Raw genomic sequence first — 16,250 nt, 5'->3', positions numbered from 1 at the left:
GTCCTGCACCACCGCACTGACCGGCTTGCGGCGTCCGGATACCCTGTCGCCGATACCCGGATTCAAGAATGCTCAGGGTGAAATCGGATCGCTTGCCGGAAACGTCTCCTCCAGCGCGTCGTCCAGCTGCTTATTGGTGACGTCCCGCTCGCCCACCTTGCCACTGCGTTCGCAATGGCAGTCTGGCGCCGGACACGGTTCACCGTTGGGGTGTTGTTCGGCGCAGGCCTGGCTGCAGTAGGCTTCGCCGTCATGATTGAAAACCCGTTGCGGATCTATCTCACACTGGCAATCGGGGCAACCGCACTTTAATTCGCTCATGCTCTTTCTCCCGGAATAAGGGGTCGAGGCGCCGTCAGGAAGACCCGACCATCAGCTGGACTTCGAGATTCGCCGCCGCAACGCCGTGTTTGGCCACGTACACATCAGCAGTCCAGCCCTTGGTCAGGTTGTGATAGGACTGCGTGCCCAAGGCCGTGCCGCTGTTCCATTCAAGGATGTCGCCAATATCGATGTCGTTGGCCGAACTCAGCTCGAGCACGGTATGGCCGTCCTCTTGCGCCACATACACCCCCACCATTGCGCTCTGTCGATTGATGGCCCGTACTTCACCCGTGGTCTGCTTCATACGTTTCCTCTTCTCGGCCGCTTCAAGGAGCACTCGACACGCCATCCGGTCGCTCTTTAACACTCAGCCGTATTCAGCGCTTGGCTTCGGTGTGCGGATTGGCCGAACGCTCCAGGAACGCCTGGGTAATTTCCGGCAAGTGGTCGCGCAACCACTCGGCCATGGCGATTTCCTGGGGCAGGATCTGTTCGCACGCCCGTTGCGTTTCCACATCCCCGGCTACTTTCGCCGCCTCGATCAGCACGGTGTAGGAGGCGATTTCAAGGTTCTCGAACACATAGCCGCTCATGGCCCCCTTGACCACTTCGTCGCTCATTGTCATGCCGCCCACCGCCTGACCAAAGGCCATGAGCTTGCCGGCCAGGTCCTTGAGCGTCGACGTACTGCCGCCCAGGCGTTGGATGCATTGTTCGACCAACTTTTGTTGGCCGAGGGTTTCCTGCAAGTGCTCCTCGATCCGGGCCTTGAGCACCGGATAATGCTCCAAGCGCTCGGCCTGGGCCTTGAGCATTTTTTCCGCTTGCTGCTCCATGGCATGGGCATCGTTGAGCCAGTCCAGCAGGTTCTCTTTAGGCGTTGCCATTTCCTTCTCCTTAGCCGTGGTCGCTACTGCAACGCAGCGCGACGGTTCTGAAGTACCGCACATAAAAGTGGATAGCGCGGCGTCGGGGAAAGTTTGAAAAGACCACGGGCCAGGGCGACGAAAGGCGCTGGGACCGTTTTCCTGCGCAATTGCAGTGCTAATCTCAACGGCTCCAGGCCCACGGAGACACCCAATGCCCGACGACCTTCACCTTGCACCGTTCGATCGGTTACTGGAGCACATGGCCGGGCGTCGTTTCCTGGTGCTCACCGGCGCCGGCATCAGCACGCCTTCGGGGATTCCCGACTACCGCGACAGCGACGGCGTACGACGGGGTCGACAGCCTATGATGTACCAGGAGTTCCTCGCCCAGGCCGAAGCACGACGGCGCTACTGGGCGCGGGCGATGCTGGGCTGGCCACGGGTGAGGCAGGCCAGGCCGAACGTGGCCCATGACGCCTTGGCCCAACTGCAGGCGCAGCAGCGCATCACCGGGTTGATCACCCAGAATGTCGATACGCTGCATGACCAGGCCGGCAGCCAGGACGTCATTGAACTTCACGGCAGCCTGCACCGTGTGTTGTGCCTGGATTGTGGCCAGCGCAGCGAGCGGCAGCAGATCCAGTTGTCGATGGAAGCGCAGAATCCTTACCTGGCCGGTGTCGACGCCGTGCAGGCGCCCGACGGCGATACCCTGCTGGACCCGGCGTTCGAGGCGCGCTTTCAAGTGCCCAATTGCCCCCATTGCGGCGGCGAGCGGTTGAAGCCCGACGTGGTGTTTTTCGGCGAGAACGTCGCCCCCCTCACCGCGACCCGCGCCATGCAAGCCGTCGAGCAAGCCGACGGCCTGCTGGTGGTGGGCTCGTCGCTGATGGCGTATTCGGCGTTTCGCCTGTGCCGGGCCATCAAGGACCAGGGCAAGCCGTTGCTGGTGATCAACCGGGGCAAGACCCGGGCCGATGAGTTGCTGGACCTCAAGCTTGAAGAGCCGTGTGAGCAATTACTGCCATTGCTGGCGCAACACCCGCGCTAACCACACCACTCCCACAGGGTCAGTGTTGGCCTGTGGTCAACGAGCCCAACTCCTGATCCCTGAGCGTATCGAACAACGCCTGCGCCGCCGCCGACAGTTCATGCCCCGGTTTGGTCAGCACCCCGATGGCTCGCTCGATCACCGGATCACTCAAGGTGATGCAGCGGGCACCCAGCTCATGCATCTGCCCGACGCACAGCGCCGGCACGGCACTCACCCCCAGCCCGCTGGCGACCATCCGCCCGACGGTCGCCAACTGGTGGCTCTCGAACTCCACAGGCAGTTTCATGCCCCGGGCCTGCAAATGCTCTTCCAGCATCACCCGTACGGTGGATGGCCGTTGCAGCGTGATGAAGGGCTGTTCCAGCAGGGTTTCCCAGTGGATTTCGTCGCGCTGGGCAAGCGGTGAGTCCAGCGGCACTACCGCGACGAAGCGATCGAGATACAAAGGTGTGAACGCCAATGACGCACCCTGCATCGGCTCGAACGCCACACCCAATTCGACATGACGATCGCGGACCATTTCCAGCACCTGTTCGTTGATCACATCGTTGACCGTGACGTTGACATTCGGAAAGCGGGCGCGGAAGGTCTTGAGGATCGGTGGCAGCAGGTTGCCAGCGAACGAAGGCATTGCCGCCAACGTCACGCGACCACGCTGCAAGGTGAAGCGTTGACGCATTTCGTCTTCGGCATTGTCCCAATCGGCAACTAGCCGTCGGGCCAGTGGCAACAAGGACTCACCTTCGGGCGTCAGCGCCACGTTGCGGGTATTACGGCTGAACAAACGACCGCCGAGGCCTTCTTCCAAGGCCTTGATGGTCAGGCTAAGGGCCGACTGGGACAGGTGCAGCCGTTCGCAGGCCACGGCAAAGCTCAGGCTCTGGGCCACCGCGAGGAAGGCTCGGATCTGCTTGAGGGTCATGGGGATCGCTTCGCTCCAGGGGCAAGCCGTAAGTTTCGAGCCGCCAGTGGATGGCGGCGACTGTTGAGTTTTATCAATCAATCCAACCTAAAAATCAACTTAACAAATATATGACTTAGCGCAACACTGCACTCCATTGCGACCCCATCAAGAATAAAAGAGGTGTCTATGGCAGGTTTCGACAAACGCGTGAGTTCTTATGAAGAAGCGTTGGAAGGCTTGAAAGATGGCATGACCGTCATCGCCGGCGGCTTTGGCCTGTGCGGTATCCCGGAAAACCTGATCGCCGAGATCAAGCGCAAGGGCATCCGCGACCTCACCGTGGTGTCCAACAACTGCGGCGTCGACGGCTTCGGCCTCGGCGTACTGCTGGAAGACCGGCAAATCCGCAAGGTGGTCGCCTCCTACGTGGGCGAAAACGCCCTCTTCGAGCAGCAACTGCTGAGCGGCGAAATCGAAGTCGTGCTCACCCCACAAGGCACCCTCGCTGAAAAAATGCGCGCCGGCGGCGCCGGCATCCCGGCGTTCTTCACCGCCACGGGCGTCGGCACGCCGGTGGCCGAAGGCAAGGAAGTGCGTGAATTCCATGGCCGCCAGTACCTGATGGAAGAATCCATCACCGGCGACTTCGCCATCGTCAAGGGCTGGAAGGCCGACCATTTCGGCAATGTCATCTATCGCCACACCGCGCAGAACTTCAATCCGCTGGCCGCCACGGCGGGCAAGATCACGGTGGTGGAAGTCGAAGAAATCGTCGAGCCCGGCGAGCTGGACCCGACGCAGATCCACACCCCTGGCATCTACGTCGACCGGGTCATTTGCGGCACGTTCGAAAAACGCATCGAACAGCGCACCGTGCGTAAGTGATCCCCTGCCCCCGGCCCGAATGAAGGAATAACACCATGGCACTTTCCCGCGAACAAATGGCTCAACGCGTCGCCCGCGAAATGCAGGACGGCTACTACGTGAACCTGGGCATCGGCATTCCGACCCTGGTCGCCAACTACATTCCCGAAGGCATGGAAGTCATGCTGCAATCGGAAAACGGCTTGCTCGGCATGGGCGCATTTCCCACCGAAGCCGAAGTCGATGCCGACATGATCAACGCCGGCAAGCAAACCGTCACCGCGCGCATTGGCGCGTCGATCTTTTCCTCGGCCGAATCGTTTGCCATGATCCGCGGCGGCCACATCGACCTGACCGTACTGGGTGCGTTCGAGGTGGATGTCGAAGGTAACATTGCCTCGTGGATGATCCCCGGCAAGCTGGTCAAGGGCATGGGTGGCGCGATGGACCTGGTGGCCGGCGCCGAGAACATCATTGTCACCATGACCCATGCGTCCAAGGACGGCGAGTCGAAACTGCTGCCGCGTTGCAGCCTGCCACTGACCGGCGCCGGGTGCATCAAGCGGGTGCTGACCGACCTGGCCTACCTGGAAATCCAGGATGGCGCCTTCATTTTGAAAGAACGTGCCCCAGGCGTCAGCGTCGAGGAAATCGTCGCCAAGACCGCCGGCAAATTGATCGTGCCGGACCACGTGCCTGAAATGCAGTTCGCTGCCCAGTGAGGAGAGATTCGATGCAAGAAGTCGTGATTGTCGCCGCTACCCGTACCGCCATCGGCAGTTTCCAGGGTTCGCTGGCTTCCATTCCCGCGCCGGAACTCGGTGCAGCGGTGATTCGGCGCCTGCTGGAGCAAACCGGCCTGTCCGGTGAGCAGGTCGATGAAGTGATCCTCGGCCAGGTGCTGACGGCGGGCTCCGGGCAAAACCCGGCTCGCCAGGCGTCGATCCTCGCTGGCCTGCCGCATGCGGTACCGGCGTTGACCCTGAACAAGGTCTGCGGTTCGGGACTCAAGGCGTTGCACCTGGGCGCCCAGGCGATTCGTTGTGGCGACGCCGAAGTGATCATTGCCGGTGGCATGGAGAACATGAGCCTGGCCCCGTACGTGTTACCGGCCGCCCGCACCGGCCTGCGCATGGGCCATGCGAAGATGATCGACAGCATGATCACCGATGGCCTGTGGGATGCGTTCAACGATTACCACATGGGCATTACCGCCGAGAACCTGGTGGACAAGTACGGCATCAGCCGTGAAGAACAGGATGCCTTTGCCGCCGCGTCCCAGCAGAAAGCCGTCGCCGCCATCAAGGGCGGTCGGTTTGCCGATGAGATCACACCGATCCTGATCCCCCAGCGCAAAGGCGATCCCGTGGCCTTCGCCACTGACGAACAGCCGCGCGCCGGTACCACCGCCGAATCCCTGGGCAAGCTCAAGCCGGCCTTCAAGAAGGACGGCAGCGTCACTGCGGGCAATGCGTCCTCGCTCAATGATGGCGCCGCCGCAGTGATCCTGATGAGCGCCGAAAAAGCCAAGGCCCTGGGCCTGCCGGTGCTGGCGAAAATCAGTGCCTACGCCAATGCCGGCGTCGACCCGGCCATCATGGGCATTGGCCCGGTCTCGGCCACCCGTCGCTGCCTGGACAAGGCCGGCTGGTCGTTGGACCAACTGGACCTGATCGAAGCCAACGAAGCCTTCGCCGCCCAGTCACTGGCGGTGGCCCGGGAACTGAAATGGGACATGGACAAGGTCAACGTCAACGGCGGCGCCATCGCCCTGGGTCACCCCATCGGTGCGTCGGGCTGCCGCGTGCTGGTGTCGCTGCTGCATGAAATGATCAAGCGCGACGCCAAGAAAGGCCTCGCCACCCTGTGCATCGGCGGCGGCCAGGGCGTGGCCCTGGCACTGGAACGGGCCTGACCGGCGAAGCGTTCAACGGTGGTTGCTCGGACCCACGAACATCCGCGCAATCACTGGCAACACCACCGGCGTAACTTCGGTTGCGCCGGTTTTTTTTGCCTGTTGGTTTTGCGCATGACTGGCCGGATCGGACTCTGGTGCCCTTCATGTCGTCAACATCGGTGTACCTGACGGAGCGGTCCATTGTGGCGAGGGGATTTATCCCCGCTGGGCTGTGGAGCGGCCCGAAAGCAGTGAACTCAACCTTCCTGACACACCGAGTTGCTTGGTTTGGGGCCGCTTCGCAGCCCAACGGGGATAAATCCCCTCGCCACAGAGGTAGGTGCTCGCCTAACCAGGACAGATTGCCGAACTGTTTTTAGCAGAAAACTGTTTGTCAGGTCCGCGCACCAAACCGATCACGGCTGTTGGTCAGGTGCAGCCACATCCCGTGGCGAGGGAGCTTGCTCCCGCTGGGGCGCGAAGCGGCCCTGAAGCCTGACGGCTCGGTGTCTCAGGCAAAGGCTTGGGTCTGCTGCGCAGCCCAGCGGGAGCAAGCTCCCTCGCCACAAGGGATCGGTGTCGATTGGCAGATTCGTGCCGGCCACAGGTGGGAGCGAGCCTGCTCGCGATGGCGGTGGCTCAAGCGACGGTGAACTGTCAGGTCCGCGCACCAAACCGATCACGGCTATTGGTCAGGTGCAGCCACATGGCGGCTCGGGCGGCGTCGGGGTCTTGGCGCTTGATGGCATTGAAGATCGCTTCGTGCTCGAGATTGGCCAGTTGTGCCAGCTTGCCCAGGTCAGCCTGGCCGCGCTCGGCCACGTTCACTCGGGTCCTGGGGATCATCGCACTGCCCAGGTGCTGCATGATTTCGACGAAACAGGTGTTGTCCGTGGCCTCGGCGATAAGCAGATGAAAACGCCGATCGGCTTCGACGCAACTGTCGTTGTTGCTGAACAACCGCTGATAGTCATCCAGCGCCTGGCGCATCTGCTGCAACTGGCGCTCGCTACGACGCTGGGCCGCCAAGGCGGCCGCCTGGGTTTCCAGGCCCAGGCGCAACTCCAGGATGCCCCGCACACCGGCAGCGGTGTCGACATTGAGGCGCAGCCCGGGCTCGTCGCTCTGCTCCAGCACAAAGGTGCCGATGCCGTGGCGGGTCTCCACCAGTCCCGAGGCTTGCAGCTTGGAAATCGCCTCGCGCACCACCGTACGACTGACCCCATGCTCCTGCACGATGGCCCCTTCCGATGGCAGTTTCTCCCCCGGTTTCAGTTGCCCCAGCAGAATGCTCTGGCTGAGCTTCGCCACCAAGTCATGGGCCAGGTTGTGGGTGCGCTTGCGCAGCGGGGCTTCAGTGTCTTGCATCGCCAGGGTTCCTCGAAAACAGGCTAAGCAATCCTACCATCAGCGGGCCCGGAAATGATCATCGTGAACGCTTAACTTGTATGACAACACTCAAGTTAGAGCGAAATCCCATCCATAACTGACCCAGCACAACCATCACTTCCCGCAGCCGCTTCGCATCATAAATCCCAAAAACCCACCGAATAACCCAACAATTACGGCATAAAAAATCCAGCATTCCTTTCCATTTGTCATCAAAAACCCCTTGTCATCGAAAAAATTCAAGTTGTATGATGTCTATCAACATCGGCACCTGCACGATGCCCCGCATAAAAATAACGAGTGGGAGAAAAACCAAGTGAACACATCCAGCCTCAAGGCGAATGCCGGAGCGGATCCGGTGCTGCTGTCGGCCATTGCCAAGGTCAAGCGCCACATCCTGCCGCTGTTCGTCATCATGTTTATCGTCAACTACATCGACCGTGTGAACATCGGCTTCGTCCGTGCCCATATGGAGCACGACCTGGGGATCGGTGCCGCCGCCTACGGCTTAGGTGCCGGCCTGTTCTTCATCGGCTACGCGCTGTTCGAAGTCCCGTCCAATATCCTGCTGCAACGAATCGGCGCGCGTATCTGGCTGACTCGCATCATGCTCACCTGGGGCCTGGTGGCGGCGGCCATGGCCTTCATCCAGAACGAAACCCACTTCTACATCCTGCGTTTCCTGTTGGGCGTGGCCGAGGCCGGTTTCTTCCCTGGGGTGATCTATTACTTCACCCGCTGGTTGCCAGGGGTTGAACGCGGCAAAGCCATCGCCATCTTCCTCAGCGGCTCGGCCATCGCATCGCTGATCTCCGGCCCGCTGTCGGGGTTGCTCCTGCAAATCAACGGCCTGGGCATGCACGGCTGGCAGTGGATGTACTTCATCGAAGGGATGTTCTCCGTCTGCCTGTGCGTCTTCGTCTGGTTCTGGCTGGACTCCAAGCCCCACGATGCCAAATGGTTGAGCCGTGAAGAACAAGACGTGCTGGTCAAGACCATCGACGATGAACAACGCGCACGAGAAGCCGCTTCGCCGATCAAACTGTCCATCGGCCAACTGCTCAAGGACCGCCAGATCATCCTGTTCTGCCTGATCTACTTCTTCATCCAGCTGACGATCTATGCCGCCACCTTCTGGCTGCCCAGCATCATCAAGAAGATGGGCGAGCTCAGCGATATCCAGGTCGGGATGTTCAACTCGATCCCGTGGTTGCTATCGATCGTCGGCATGTATGCCTTCGCCTCGCTGTCGGCCAAATGGAAGTTCCAGCAGGCCTGGGTCGCAACCGCCTTGCTGATAGCCGCAGCCGGGATGTTCATGTCCACCACCGGCGGGCCGATCTTCGCCTTCGTCGCCATCTGCTTCGCGGCCCTGGGCTTCAAATCCGCGTCGTCGCTGTTCTGGCCAATTCCCCAGGCCTACCTGGACGCCCGGATCGCCGCCGGGGTGATTGCGCTGATCAACTCCGTGGGCAACCTCGGCGGGTTCGTCGCCCCCACCACCTTCGGCCTGCTGGAAGAACACACCGGGTCTATCCAAGGCGGCCTCTATGGCCTGGCGGCCACCTCGATCATCGCCGCGATCATTGTGTTCGCCGCACGCAATACGCCTAAACCCAAATCTGCAACGACGCCGGCCAATCCTCCTGCCGCCAGTCACGCCTGATCATCAAGGATAAGCGCACATGACCACCCCAGAAGCCAGCAAAGCCCCGATCATCACCAGCATGCAGATCGTCCCCGTGGCCGGTCACGACGGCATGCTGCTGAACCTCAGTGGCGCCCATGGTCCGTTTTTCACCCGCAATATCGTTATTCTCAAGGACAACGCCGGCCACACCGGCGTGGGCGAAGTGCCCGGTGGCGAACGCATTCGCCAGACCCTTGAAGACGCCCGTTCGCTGGTGGTCGGCAGCCCCATCGGTACGTACCAGAAGATTCTCAATACCGTGCGTCAGGCGTTCGCCGACCGCGACGCCGGCGGCCGTGGCCTGCAGACCTTCGACCTGCGCATCACCATCCACGCGGTGACCGGCCTGGAAGCGGCGCTGTTGGACCTGCTCGGCCAACACCTGGACGTACCGGTCGCCGCCCTGCTCGGCGAAGGCCAGCAACGCGATGAAGTGAAGATGCTCGGCTATCTGTTTTATGTGGGCGATCGCCAACAGACCGACCTGCCTTACCGCAGCGAGCCGGACGCCGACAACGACTGGTTCCGTGTACGCCACGAAAAAGCCCTGGACGCCGACGCCGTGGTGCGCCTGGCCGAAGCGGCCCATTCGCGCTACGGCTTCCAGGACTTCAAGCTCAAGGGCGGCGTGCTCCAAGGCGACGCGGAGATCGAAGCGGTCAGCGCATTGGCCGAGCGTTTTCCCCAGGCCCGCATCACCCTGGACCCGAACGGTGCCTGGTCACTGAAAGAGGCCATTCGCCTGTGCCGCGACCAGCACAAGGTGCTGGCCTATGCCGAAGACCCTTGCGGCGCCGAGAACGGCTATTCCGGTCGTGAGGTCATGGCCGAATTCCGTCGCGCCACGGGCCTCAAGACCGCCACCAACATGATTGCCACCGACTGGCGCGAGATGGGCCACGCCATCACCTTGCAATCGGTGGACATTCCCCTGGCCGACCCACACTTCTGGACCATGCAGGGTTCGGTGCGGGTGGCGCAGATGTGCAATGAATGGGGTCTGACCTGGGGCTCGCACTCCAACAACCACTTCGACATTTCCCTGGCGATGTTCACCCACGTGGCCGCAGCGGCACCGGGCGAGATCACGGCGATCGACACGCACTGGATCTGGCAGGACGGCCAGCGCCTGACCAAGGCACCGTTGCAGATCCAGGGTGGCTGCGTGCAGGTGCCGAAAAAGCCAGGGCTGGGGATTGAGCTGGACACGGATCAGTTGGCCAAGGCCCATGAGTTGTACAAGGGCATGGGGCTAGGCGCGCGGGACGATGCGGTGGCGATGCAATACCTGATTCCAGGCTGGACGTTCAACAACAAGCGGCCGTGCCTGGTGCGCTGAAGGAATCACAAAACTCCTTCAGGTGGGCACATCCAATGGGGTGGTCTTGGATTTTATGACCACCGCAAACTCTTGTGGCGAGGGAGCTTGCTCCCGCTCGGTTGCGCAGCGACCGCCCGAAGGGGGCTGCTACGCAGCCCAGCGGGAGCAAGCTCCCTCGCCACAGTCATCATTCGCCTTCAGGCTTTTGTAGAACCTAACCCTCCGGCCGCAGGATCAACACCGCCAACGGCGGCAAGTTGAGTTCCAACGACAGGGCCTGGCCATGGCTGGGCACTTCTTCGGTGGAGGCACCACCGCCATTGCCATAGTTGGAACCGGCGTAGGTGTCAGCATCGCTGTTGAGCAATTCGACCCAGCGCCCGGCGAACGGTACGCCGACCCGATAGGCCTCGCGCGGCACCGGCGTGAAGTTGGCGACCACCAACACCGGCCGGCCCTCCTTGCTCCAGCGCAGCCAGGCGTAGACGCTGTTGAGCGCATCGTCACCAATCAACCACTGGAAACCCTGGGGCGCATCATCCTGGTCATGCAGCGCCGGTTCTTCGCGATACAGACGGTTCAGATCGCTCACCAGTTTCTGCACGCCACGGTGCTCAGGGTATTGCAACAGGTACCAGTCCAATTGCTGGTCGTGGTTCCACTCGCGCCATTGGCCGAACTCACACCCCATGAACAACAGCTTCTTGCCGGGATGGCCCCACATGAAGCTGAGGTAGGCCCTCAGGTTGGCGAATTTCTGCCAGCGGTCACCGGGCATCTTGTCGATCAGCGAGCGTTTGCCATGAACCACTTCGTCATGGGAAATCGGCAGGACGAAGCGCTCGGACCAGGCATACACCAGGCCGAAGCTCAGTTCGTTATGGTGATGGGCGCGGTACACCGGGTCTTGCTGGATGTAGTGCAACGAATCGTGCATCCAGCCCATGTTCCACTTGTAGGCGAAGCCCAGGCCGCCCTGCTGGGTGCTCTGGCTGACGCCCGGCCAAGCCGTGGATTCTTCGGCAATGACCAGCGCACCGGGGGTTTCCAAGGCCACCACATCGTTGAGGTGCCGCAAAAAATCGATGGCTTCCAGGTTTTCCCGTCCGCCATGGCGATTAGGCACCCACTCGCCGGCCTTGCGCGAATAGTCGCGGTACAACATCGAGGCCACGGCATCCACTCGCAGGCCATCGACATGGAAATGCTTGAGCCAGTGCAGCGCCGACGCCAGCATGAAGCCGTGCACTTCAGTGCGGCCCAGGTTGTAGATCAGCGTGTCCCAATCCTGGTGGAAGCCTTCCAGCGGGTTGCCGTATTCGTACAGCGCGGTGCCATCGAACTGGGCCAGGCCGTGGGTGTCGGTGGGAAAATGCGCCGGCACCCAGTCGAGGATGACCCCGATACTGGCCTGGTGGCAGGCGTTGACGAATGCCGCGAAATCGTCCGGCGAACCAAAGCGTGCCGTTGGCGCGAATTGCGACAGCGGCTGATAGCCCCAGGAACCGCCGAATGGGTGCTCCATGATCGGCATCAGCTCGATATGGGTGAAGCCCAGGTCCTTGACATACGGGATCAGCCGCTCGGCCATTTCATGCCAGTTGTATTGCCGGGCCACCTCCCCCGCCTCGTCGATTTCGCACTGCCAGGAGCCGGCGTGCAATTCGTAGATCGACAGCGGCGCACCCGGGAGCTGCCGCTCGCGACGGTGCTGCATCCACTCGTCGTCCTGCCACTCGATCTTCAGGGGGGAGGCAACTTTCGACGCCGTGTCTGGCGGCATCTGCGTGGCCAGGGCCACTGGGTCGGCCTTGAGTGGCAAGATGCCGTGGGCACCGAGGATTTCATACTTGTAACCCTCACCGGCACCCAGCCTCGGGATGAATATCTCCCATACGCCGGACGGATAACGGATGCGCATCGGATGCCGACGCCCGTCCCACACGTTGAAATCCCCGACCACCGAAACGCGCCGGGCATTCGGCGCCCAGACAGCGAACCGCACGCCGTCGATGCCATCGACGGTGGTCAGTTGCGCACCGAGGCAGGAACTGAGGTCGCGGTGATTGCCCTCGCCAAACAGGTAAAGGTCCATCTCCCCCAGCAACGGACCGAAGCTGTACGGGTCTTCGGCAACTTGCTCGCCTCCGGCCCAACGGGTGCGCAGCAAGTACGCCTGGGCACGGTCGAAATGGCCGACGAACAGCCCCGGGGTTGCGGTGGGTTGCAGTTCCCCCAGCTCTTCGCCGCCATCGCGGGCCAGCACATGCACGCTCAGGGCACCGGGCAGATACGCGCGAATGAATTGGCCGCCGGCGCCGTCGCCATGAGGTCCCAGGATGGAAAACGGGTCGTGGTGTTCGGCGCGCACCAGCGCGTCGATGTCATGGGGCGCCGGCAGCAACGACTCTTTGGCCTGCCCCTGTGGTTCTTTGTTCGAGACACTCATGATTCTCTCCACTAAATCGGTCCGGCTACGTCGGAAAAGGGTTGCAGCCCACTCAATAACCCGACCAGACCGTGCAACGGCACGGGCAGCCAGGTGGGGCGATTCTCGGCTTCATAGGCCACTTCATAGGCCGCCTTCTCCAGGCCGAACAACGCCAGTGCGGCGTCTTCGCCTTCAGCATCCTTCCACTCATGGGCAAGACTAGCTGCCGCCAGCCGATATGCCTCGACAAATGCCTGGCGAGCCTCTTTCAGATAACGATCAGCGACCCGTTGCCGCGCCGCATCGGCATCAGCCGTGCTGTCGACGGTGTGCAAGTGAATCGCCATGGCCGCCGCATAATCGAAGGAACGCAACACGCCACTGACGTCCTTATAAGGGCTGTGCTTGCCCCGTCGTTCATGCAATGGTCGCGCCGGCTCACCTTCGAAGTCGATCAGGTAGGCGTCGCCCTTGATCACCAGCACCTGCCCCAGGTGCAGGTCGCCATGGACGCGAATGCGCAAGCCTCCTTCAGCCTTGCCGGCCAGTGCCTGGACATGGGCCAGGACGGTTTTCTTGTGCTCCAGCAAACGTGCGACCATGGCTTGGTCCGCCGGGTTCAATTGGCCTTGGTTCTGCTTGAGCAGGCGCAAGGCGTTTTCCACTTGGGCAGCCACGTCCTTGCCGATGGCCTGGGCTTGCTTGGCGTTGGTGGCCTGCGGCGCGAAGTCCGGGTCGTCGGTAGCCTGGGCCAATACCTGGTGCATTTCCCCCAGGCGCTGGCCGAGCATGCCGGCGAAATCCTTCAGTTCGCCCAGGGCGTTGTAATGCTGCTCCTGCTCGGACACCGCGTCCGCCAGCTCATCGCGCAGGGCGCGTTCGAGGTTGTTCTGGGTCCATTCCCAGGCATCGCCCTGATTGCTCAAGTAGCCCTGGGCGATCATCAGCAGCGCATCTTCACCCTGGGCGTCGCGGCGAACCACCGAACCCAGCAGCGGTGAAATGTTGCTGAAACCGGCAGCAGTCAGGTAGGCGCTCATTTCCAGTTCCGGGTGCACACCCGAGGCGACCTTGCGAATCAGCTTGAGCACGAGGCTGCTGCCCACCACCACCGAACTGTTGGACTGTTCGGCGGACAAGTAACGTACCTCTGGTTCGTCCCCCAGATTCAGCGCGGCCAGGCCTTCGGTGGGCTCGAAGCGCAACTCACCTTCGGCGAACGGCAGCACCGTGGCGGCCTGCATGCTGTGCAGCACGGCTCGCACGAAGCTTTCCAGGCTGAATGCATCGGTGATCAGGCCCACCTGACGCACCCGACGTACCCGCGACAACGCCAGTTGCTGCGGCAACGCCGCACCGACCTGATCTTCGGCGAGCAGGCCGAACGGCAGCTGATAACGCAGGGTCTGACCGCCACTGGTGACATCGATTTCGCTGAGCAGCACCGGGTGCTGCGGGTCACCAAAGCGCACGCCATAGACAATCTCGACCTTCTCGATCGCACTGTCCTTGCCGGCGAACCAGCGCCGGTTCTGCAGCCAGCTCGGCAGGATGGTTTGCTCCAGCGTGGTGCGCGATGGCGCTTCGAGCAATTCTTCCAGGCGCTTTTTCAGCACCAGGGTGGTGAAGTCCGGCAAGCTCTGGGCCGGTTCCACGTGCCAGCTCGGCATCTGGTTCTCTGTTGCCAGGGCGAACCAATAGAAGCCGTACGGCGCCAGGGTCAGCAGGAAATTCAGTTGGCCGATGGGTGGGAAGGCGTTGCCGCCGAGCATCTCCACCGGGACCATGCCGGCGTAGGTCGACAGATCCAGTTCAGCAGCCTGGGCGCTGCGAGACACGTTGGCCACGCAGAGGATGATTTCGTGCTTGCCGTCAGGCCCGGTGTATTCGCGGGTATAGGCCAGGATCCGGCGGTTGCTTGGCGAGAGCATCTTCAACGTGCCACGGCCAAAGGCCTTGGACTGCTTGCGCACCGCCAGCATCCGCCGCGTCCAGTTGAGCAGCGAGTGCGGATCGCCCGCCTGGGTCTCGACGTTGACCGACTGGTAACCGTACTGCGGATCCATGATCGGTGGCAGCACCAGGCTGGCCGGGTCAGCGCGGGAGAAACCGCCGTTGCGGTCGATGGACCACTGCATCGGTGTACGCACGCCATCACGGTCGCCCAAGTAGATGTTGTCGCCCATGCCGATTTCATCGCCGTAGTACAGCGTCGGCGTGCCGGGCATCGACAGCAGCAGGCTGTTGAGCAACTCGACGCGACGACGGTCGCGCTCCACCAACGGCGCCAAGCGCCGACGAATGCCCAGGTTGATACGCGCCCGACGGTCGGCGGCGTAGTAGTTCCACAGGTAGTCACGCTCCTTGTCGGTGACCATCTCCAGAGTCAACTCATCGTGGTTGCGCAGGAAAATCGCCCACTGGCAATTGGCGGGGATCTCCGGGGTCTGGCGCAGGATATCGGTGATAGGGAAGCGATCTTCCTGGGCCAGCGCCATGTACATGCGCGGCATCAGCGGGAAGTGGAAAGCCATGTGGCATTCGTCACCGTTCATCCCCTGGGCGTCGACATCGCCAAAGTACAACTGGGTGTCTTCCGGCCACTGGTTGGCTTCGGCCAGCAACATGCGGTCGGGGTAGTTGGCGTCGATCTCGGCGCGGATCAACTTCAGGACGTCATGGGTCTCGGGCAGGTTTTCGTTGTTGGTGCCGTCGCGCTCGATCAAGTACGGGATGGCGTCCAGGCGCAGGCCGTCGATGCCCATGTCCAGCCAGTAGCGCATCACCGACAACACGGCCTTGATGACCTGCGGGTTATCGAAGTTGAGGTCGGGCTGGTGGGAATAGAAGCGGTGCCAGAAATACTGGCCCGCCACCGGGTCCCAGGTCCAGTTGGACTTCTCGGTGTCGAGGAAAATGATTCGCGTGCCGTCGTATTTGTGGTCGTCATCGGACCAGACGTAGAAGTCCCGCGCCTTCGAACCCGGCTTGGCCTTGCGCGCACGCTGGAACCAGGGGTGCTGGTCCGAGGTGTGGTTGATGACCAGCTCGGTGATTACCCGCAGGTTGCGCTTATGGGCTTCGGCAATGAACCGCCGCGCATCGGCCATGGTGCCGTAGTCGGCACTGACGCCACGGTATTCGGCAATGTCGTAGCCGTCGTCGCGCCGGGGCGAAGGATAGAACGGCAGCAGCCAGATCGTATTGACGCCCAGGTCGGCGATGTAATCGAGCTTTTCGATCAGGCCGGGAAAGTCACCGATCCCGTCGTTATTGGAGTCGAAATAGGATTTTACGTGGACCTGGTAAATCACCGCATCCTTGTACCAGAGCGGATCTTTGATGAAGGTGGCAGACCGGGGTTTCTTCGCCATTTGCAACTCCTGATGAATTCAATAAAGCCGCTGGAGCAGGCTTGTGAGGTCTATGTGGCAAGGGCGCTGCTGCAGGAAGCTGTTGTGTGGCGAGGGAGCTTGCTCCCGCTTGAGTGCGCAGCACTCATCGCTT

At 61.7% G+C, this 16,250-nt stretch carries 13 protein-coding genes; 6 read left to right on the top strand and 7 right to left on the bottom strand.

Translation table 11 applies throughout. From position 1 onward, the window contains the following. Positions 1–72: 72 nt before the first annotated feature. From BLU76_RS19600 to BLU76_RS19590, 3 genes are all read right to left on the bottom strand, one after another. Positions 73–321, bottom strand: a complete 249-nt coding sequence (locus BLU76_RS19600) for a metallothionein (protein ID WP_092145535.1) — start codon at positions 319–321, stop codon at positions 73–75. A gap of 34 nt (positions 322–355) precedes the next feature. After that, positions 356–628 (bottom strand): hypothetical protein, encoded by a 273-nt coding sequence (locus tag BLU76_RS19595; RefSeq protein ID WP_092145533.1) that lies wholly within the window; start codon positions 626–628, stop codon positions 356–358. A gap of 73 nt (positions 629–701) precedes the next feature. After that, positions 702–1,211: a ferritin-like domain-containing protein gene (locus BLU76_RS19590; RefSeq protein WP_092145531.1), complete on the bottom strand. Its 510-nt coding sequence runs from the start codon at positions 1,209–1,211 to the stop codon at positions 702–704. Positions 1,212–1,404: 193 nt separating this feature from the next. On the opposite strand from BLU76_RS19590, the gene BLU76_RS19585 reads away from it, so the two are divergent. After that, the gene (locus tag BLU76_RS19585) at positions 1,405–2,244 is read left to right on the top strand and encodes an NAD-dependent protein deacetylase (protein WP_092145528.1); all 840 of its coding nucleotides are present in this window, start codon (positions 1,405–1,407) and stop codon (positions 2,242–2,244) included. A 19-nt stretch (positions 2,245–2,263) separates the two neighbouring features. Here BLU76_RS19585 and BLU76_RS19580 read toward each other — a convergent pair whose 3' ends face one another. Then, positions 2,264–3,169 carry a LysR family transcriptional regulator gene (locus tag BLU76_RS19580; RefSeq protein ID WP_092145526.1) on the bottom strand — a complete coding sequence of 302 codons (906 nt, stop codon included), beginning with the start codon at positions 3,167–3,169 and terminating at the stop codon, positions 2,264–2,266. Between the two features lie 168 nt (positions 3,170–3,337). Here BLU76_RS19580 and BLU76_RS19575 point away from each other — a divergent pair, with 168 nt between their 5' ends. From BLU76_RS19575 to BLU76_RS19565, 3 genes are read left to right on the top strand one after another with little or no spacing between them, the layout of a single operon-like run. Continuing rightward, positions 3,338–4,036, top strand: coding sequence for a CoA transferase subunit A (locus tag BLU76_RS19575; protein ID WP_063322042.1), 699 nt, complete (start codon positions 3,338–3,340; stop codon positions 4,034–4,036). 35 nt (positions 4,037–4,071) lie between these two features. After that, the gene (locus BLU76_RS19570) at positions 4,072–4,737 is read left to right on the top strand and encodes a CoA transferase subunit B (RefSeq protein ID WP_003180355.1); all 666 of its coding nucleotides are present in this window, start codon (positions 4,072–4,074) and stop codon (positions 4,735–4,737) included. 11 nt (positions 4,738–4,748) lie between these two features. Continuing rightward, a complete protein-coding gene (locus BLU76_RS19565) occupies positions 4,749–5,930 on the top strand; it encodes an acetyl-CoA C-acetyltransferase (protein WP_092223948.1) in 1,182 nt (393 codons plus the stop codon). 639 nt (positions 5,931–6,569) lie between these two features. On the opposite strand, the gene BLU76_RS19560 is transcribed toward BLU76_RS19565, so the two are convergent. Then, positions 6,570–7,280 carry a FadR/GntR family transcriptional regulator gene (locus tag BLU76_RS19560; protein ID WP_063322044.1) on the bottom strand — a complete coding sequence of 237 codons (711 nt, stop codon included), beginning with the start codon at positions 7,278–7,280 and terminating at the stop codon, positions 6,570–6,572. A gap of 337 nt (positions 7,281–7,617) precedes the next feature. Between BLU76_RS19560 and BLU76_RS19555 the strand changes: the two genes are divergently transcribed. Together BLU76_RS19555 and gudD are read left to right on the top strand one after the other, a co-directional pair. Further along, positions 7,618–8,967, top strand: coding sequence for an MFS transporter (locus tag BLU76_RS19555; RefSeq protein WP_092145713.1), 1,350 nt, complete (start codon positions 7,618–7,620; stop codon positions 8,965–8,967). Positions 8,968–8,986: 19 nt separating this feature from the next. Beyond that, positions 8,987–10,330, top strand: coding sequence for a glucarate dehydratase (gene gudD / locus BLU76_RS19550; RefSeq protein ID WP_092145518.1), 1,344 nt, complete (start codon positions 8,987–8,989; stop codon positions 10,328–10,330). 196 nt (positions 10,331–10,526) lie between these two features. Here gudD and glgB read toward each other — a convergent pair whose 3' ends face one another. Beyond that, complete coding sequence (gene glgB / locus BLU76_RS19545; RefSeq protein ID WP_072348887.1) at positions 10,527–12,761, bottom strand: 1,4-alpha-glucan branching protein GlgB; 2,235 nt, start codon at positions 12,759–12,761, stop codon at positions 10,527–10,529. Between the two features lie 11 nt (positions 12,762–12,772). Further along, a complete protein-coding gene (treS, locus tag BLU76_RS19540) occupies positions 12,773–16,117 on the bottom strand; it encodes a maltose alpha-D-glucosyltransferase (protein ID WP_092223946.1) in 3,345 nt (1,114 codons plus the stop codon). Positions 16,118–16,250: the final 133 nt, after the last annotated feature.

It is taken from the genome of Pseudomonas sp. NFACC08-1 (assembly GCF_900106735.1).
In the GTDB taxonomy this organism is placed as follows: domain Bacteria; phylum Pseudomonadota; class Gammaproteobacteria; order Pseudomonadales; family Pseudomonadaceae; genus Aquipseudomonas; species Aquipseudomonas fluorescens_Q.
This window is presented reverse-complemented; position numbering and strand designations above follow the sequence as displayed.

Bases quoted from the DNA above. Each gene is read 5' to 3' on its own strand.
- BLU76_RS19590 (WP_092145531.1), bottom strand. From the start codon at position 1,211: ATGGCAACGCCTAAAGAGAACCTGCTGGACTGGCTCAACGATGCCCAT.
- BLU76_RS19570 (WP_003180355.1), top strand. From the start codon at position 4,072: ATGGCACTTTCCCGCGAACAAATGGCTCAACGCGTCGCCCGCGAAATG.
- BLU76_RS19565 (WP_092223948.1), top strand. From the start codon at position 4,749: ATGCAAGAAGTCGTGATTGTCGCCGCTACCCGTACCGCCATCGGCAGT.
- BLU76_RS19595 (WP_092145533.1), bottom strand. From the start codon at position 628: ATGAAGCAGACCACGGGTGAAGTACGGGCCATCAATCGACAGAGCGCA.
- BLU76_RS19575 (WP_063322042.1), top strand. From the start codon at position 3,338: ATGGCAGGTTTCGACAAACGCGTGAGTTCTTATGAAGAAGCGTTGGAA.
- BLU76_RS19580 (WP_092145526.1), bottom strand. From the start codon at position 3,169: ATGACCCTCAAGCAGATCCGAGCCTTCCTCGCGGTGGCCCAGAGCCTG.
- BLU76_RS19560 (WP_063322044.1), bottom strand. From the start codon at position 7,280: ATGCAAGACACTGAAGCCCCGCTGCGCAAGCGCACCCACAACCTGGCC.
- glgB (WP_072348887.1), bottom strand. From the start codon at position 12,761: ATGAGTGTCTCGAACAAAGAACCACAGGGGCAGGCCAAAGAGTCGTTG.
- treS (WP_092223946.1), bottom strand. From the start codon at position 16,117: ATGGCGAAGAAACCCCGGTCTGCCACCTTCATCAAAGATCCGCTCTGG.
- BLU76_RS19585 (WP_092145528.1), top strand. From the start codon at position 1,405: ATGCCCGACGACCTTCACCTTGCACCGTTCGATCGGTTACTGGAGCAC.
- BLU76_RS19600 (WP_092145535.1), bottom strand. From the start codon at position 321: ATGAGCGAATTAAAGTGCGGTTGCCCCGATTGCCAGTGTGAGATAGAT.
- gudD (WP_092145518.1), top strand. From the start codon at position 8,987: ATGACCACCCCAGAAGCCAGCAAAGCCCCGATCATCACCAGCATGCAG.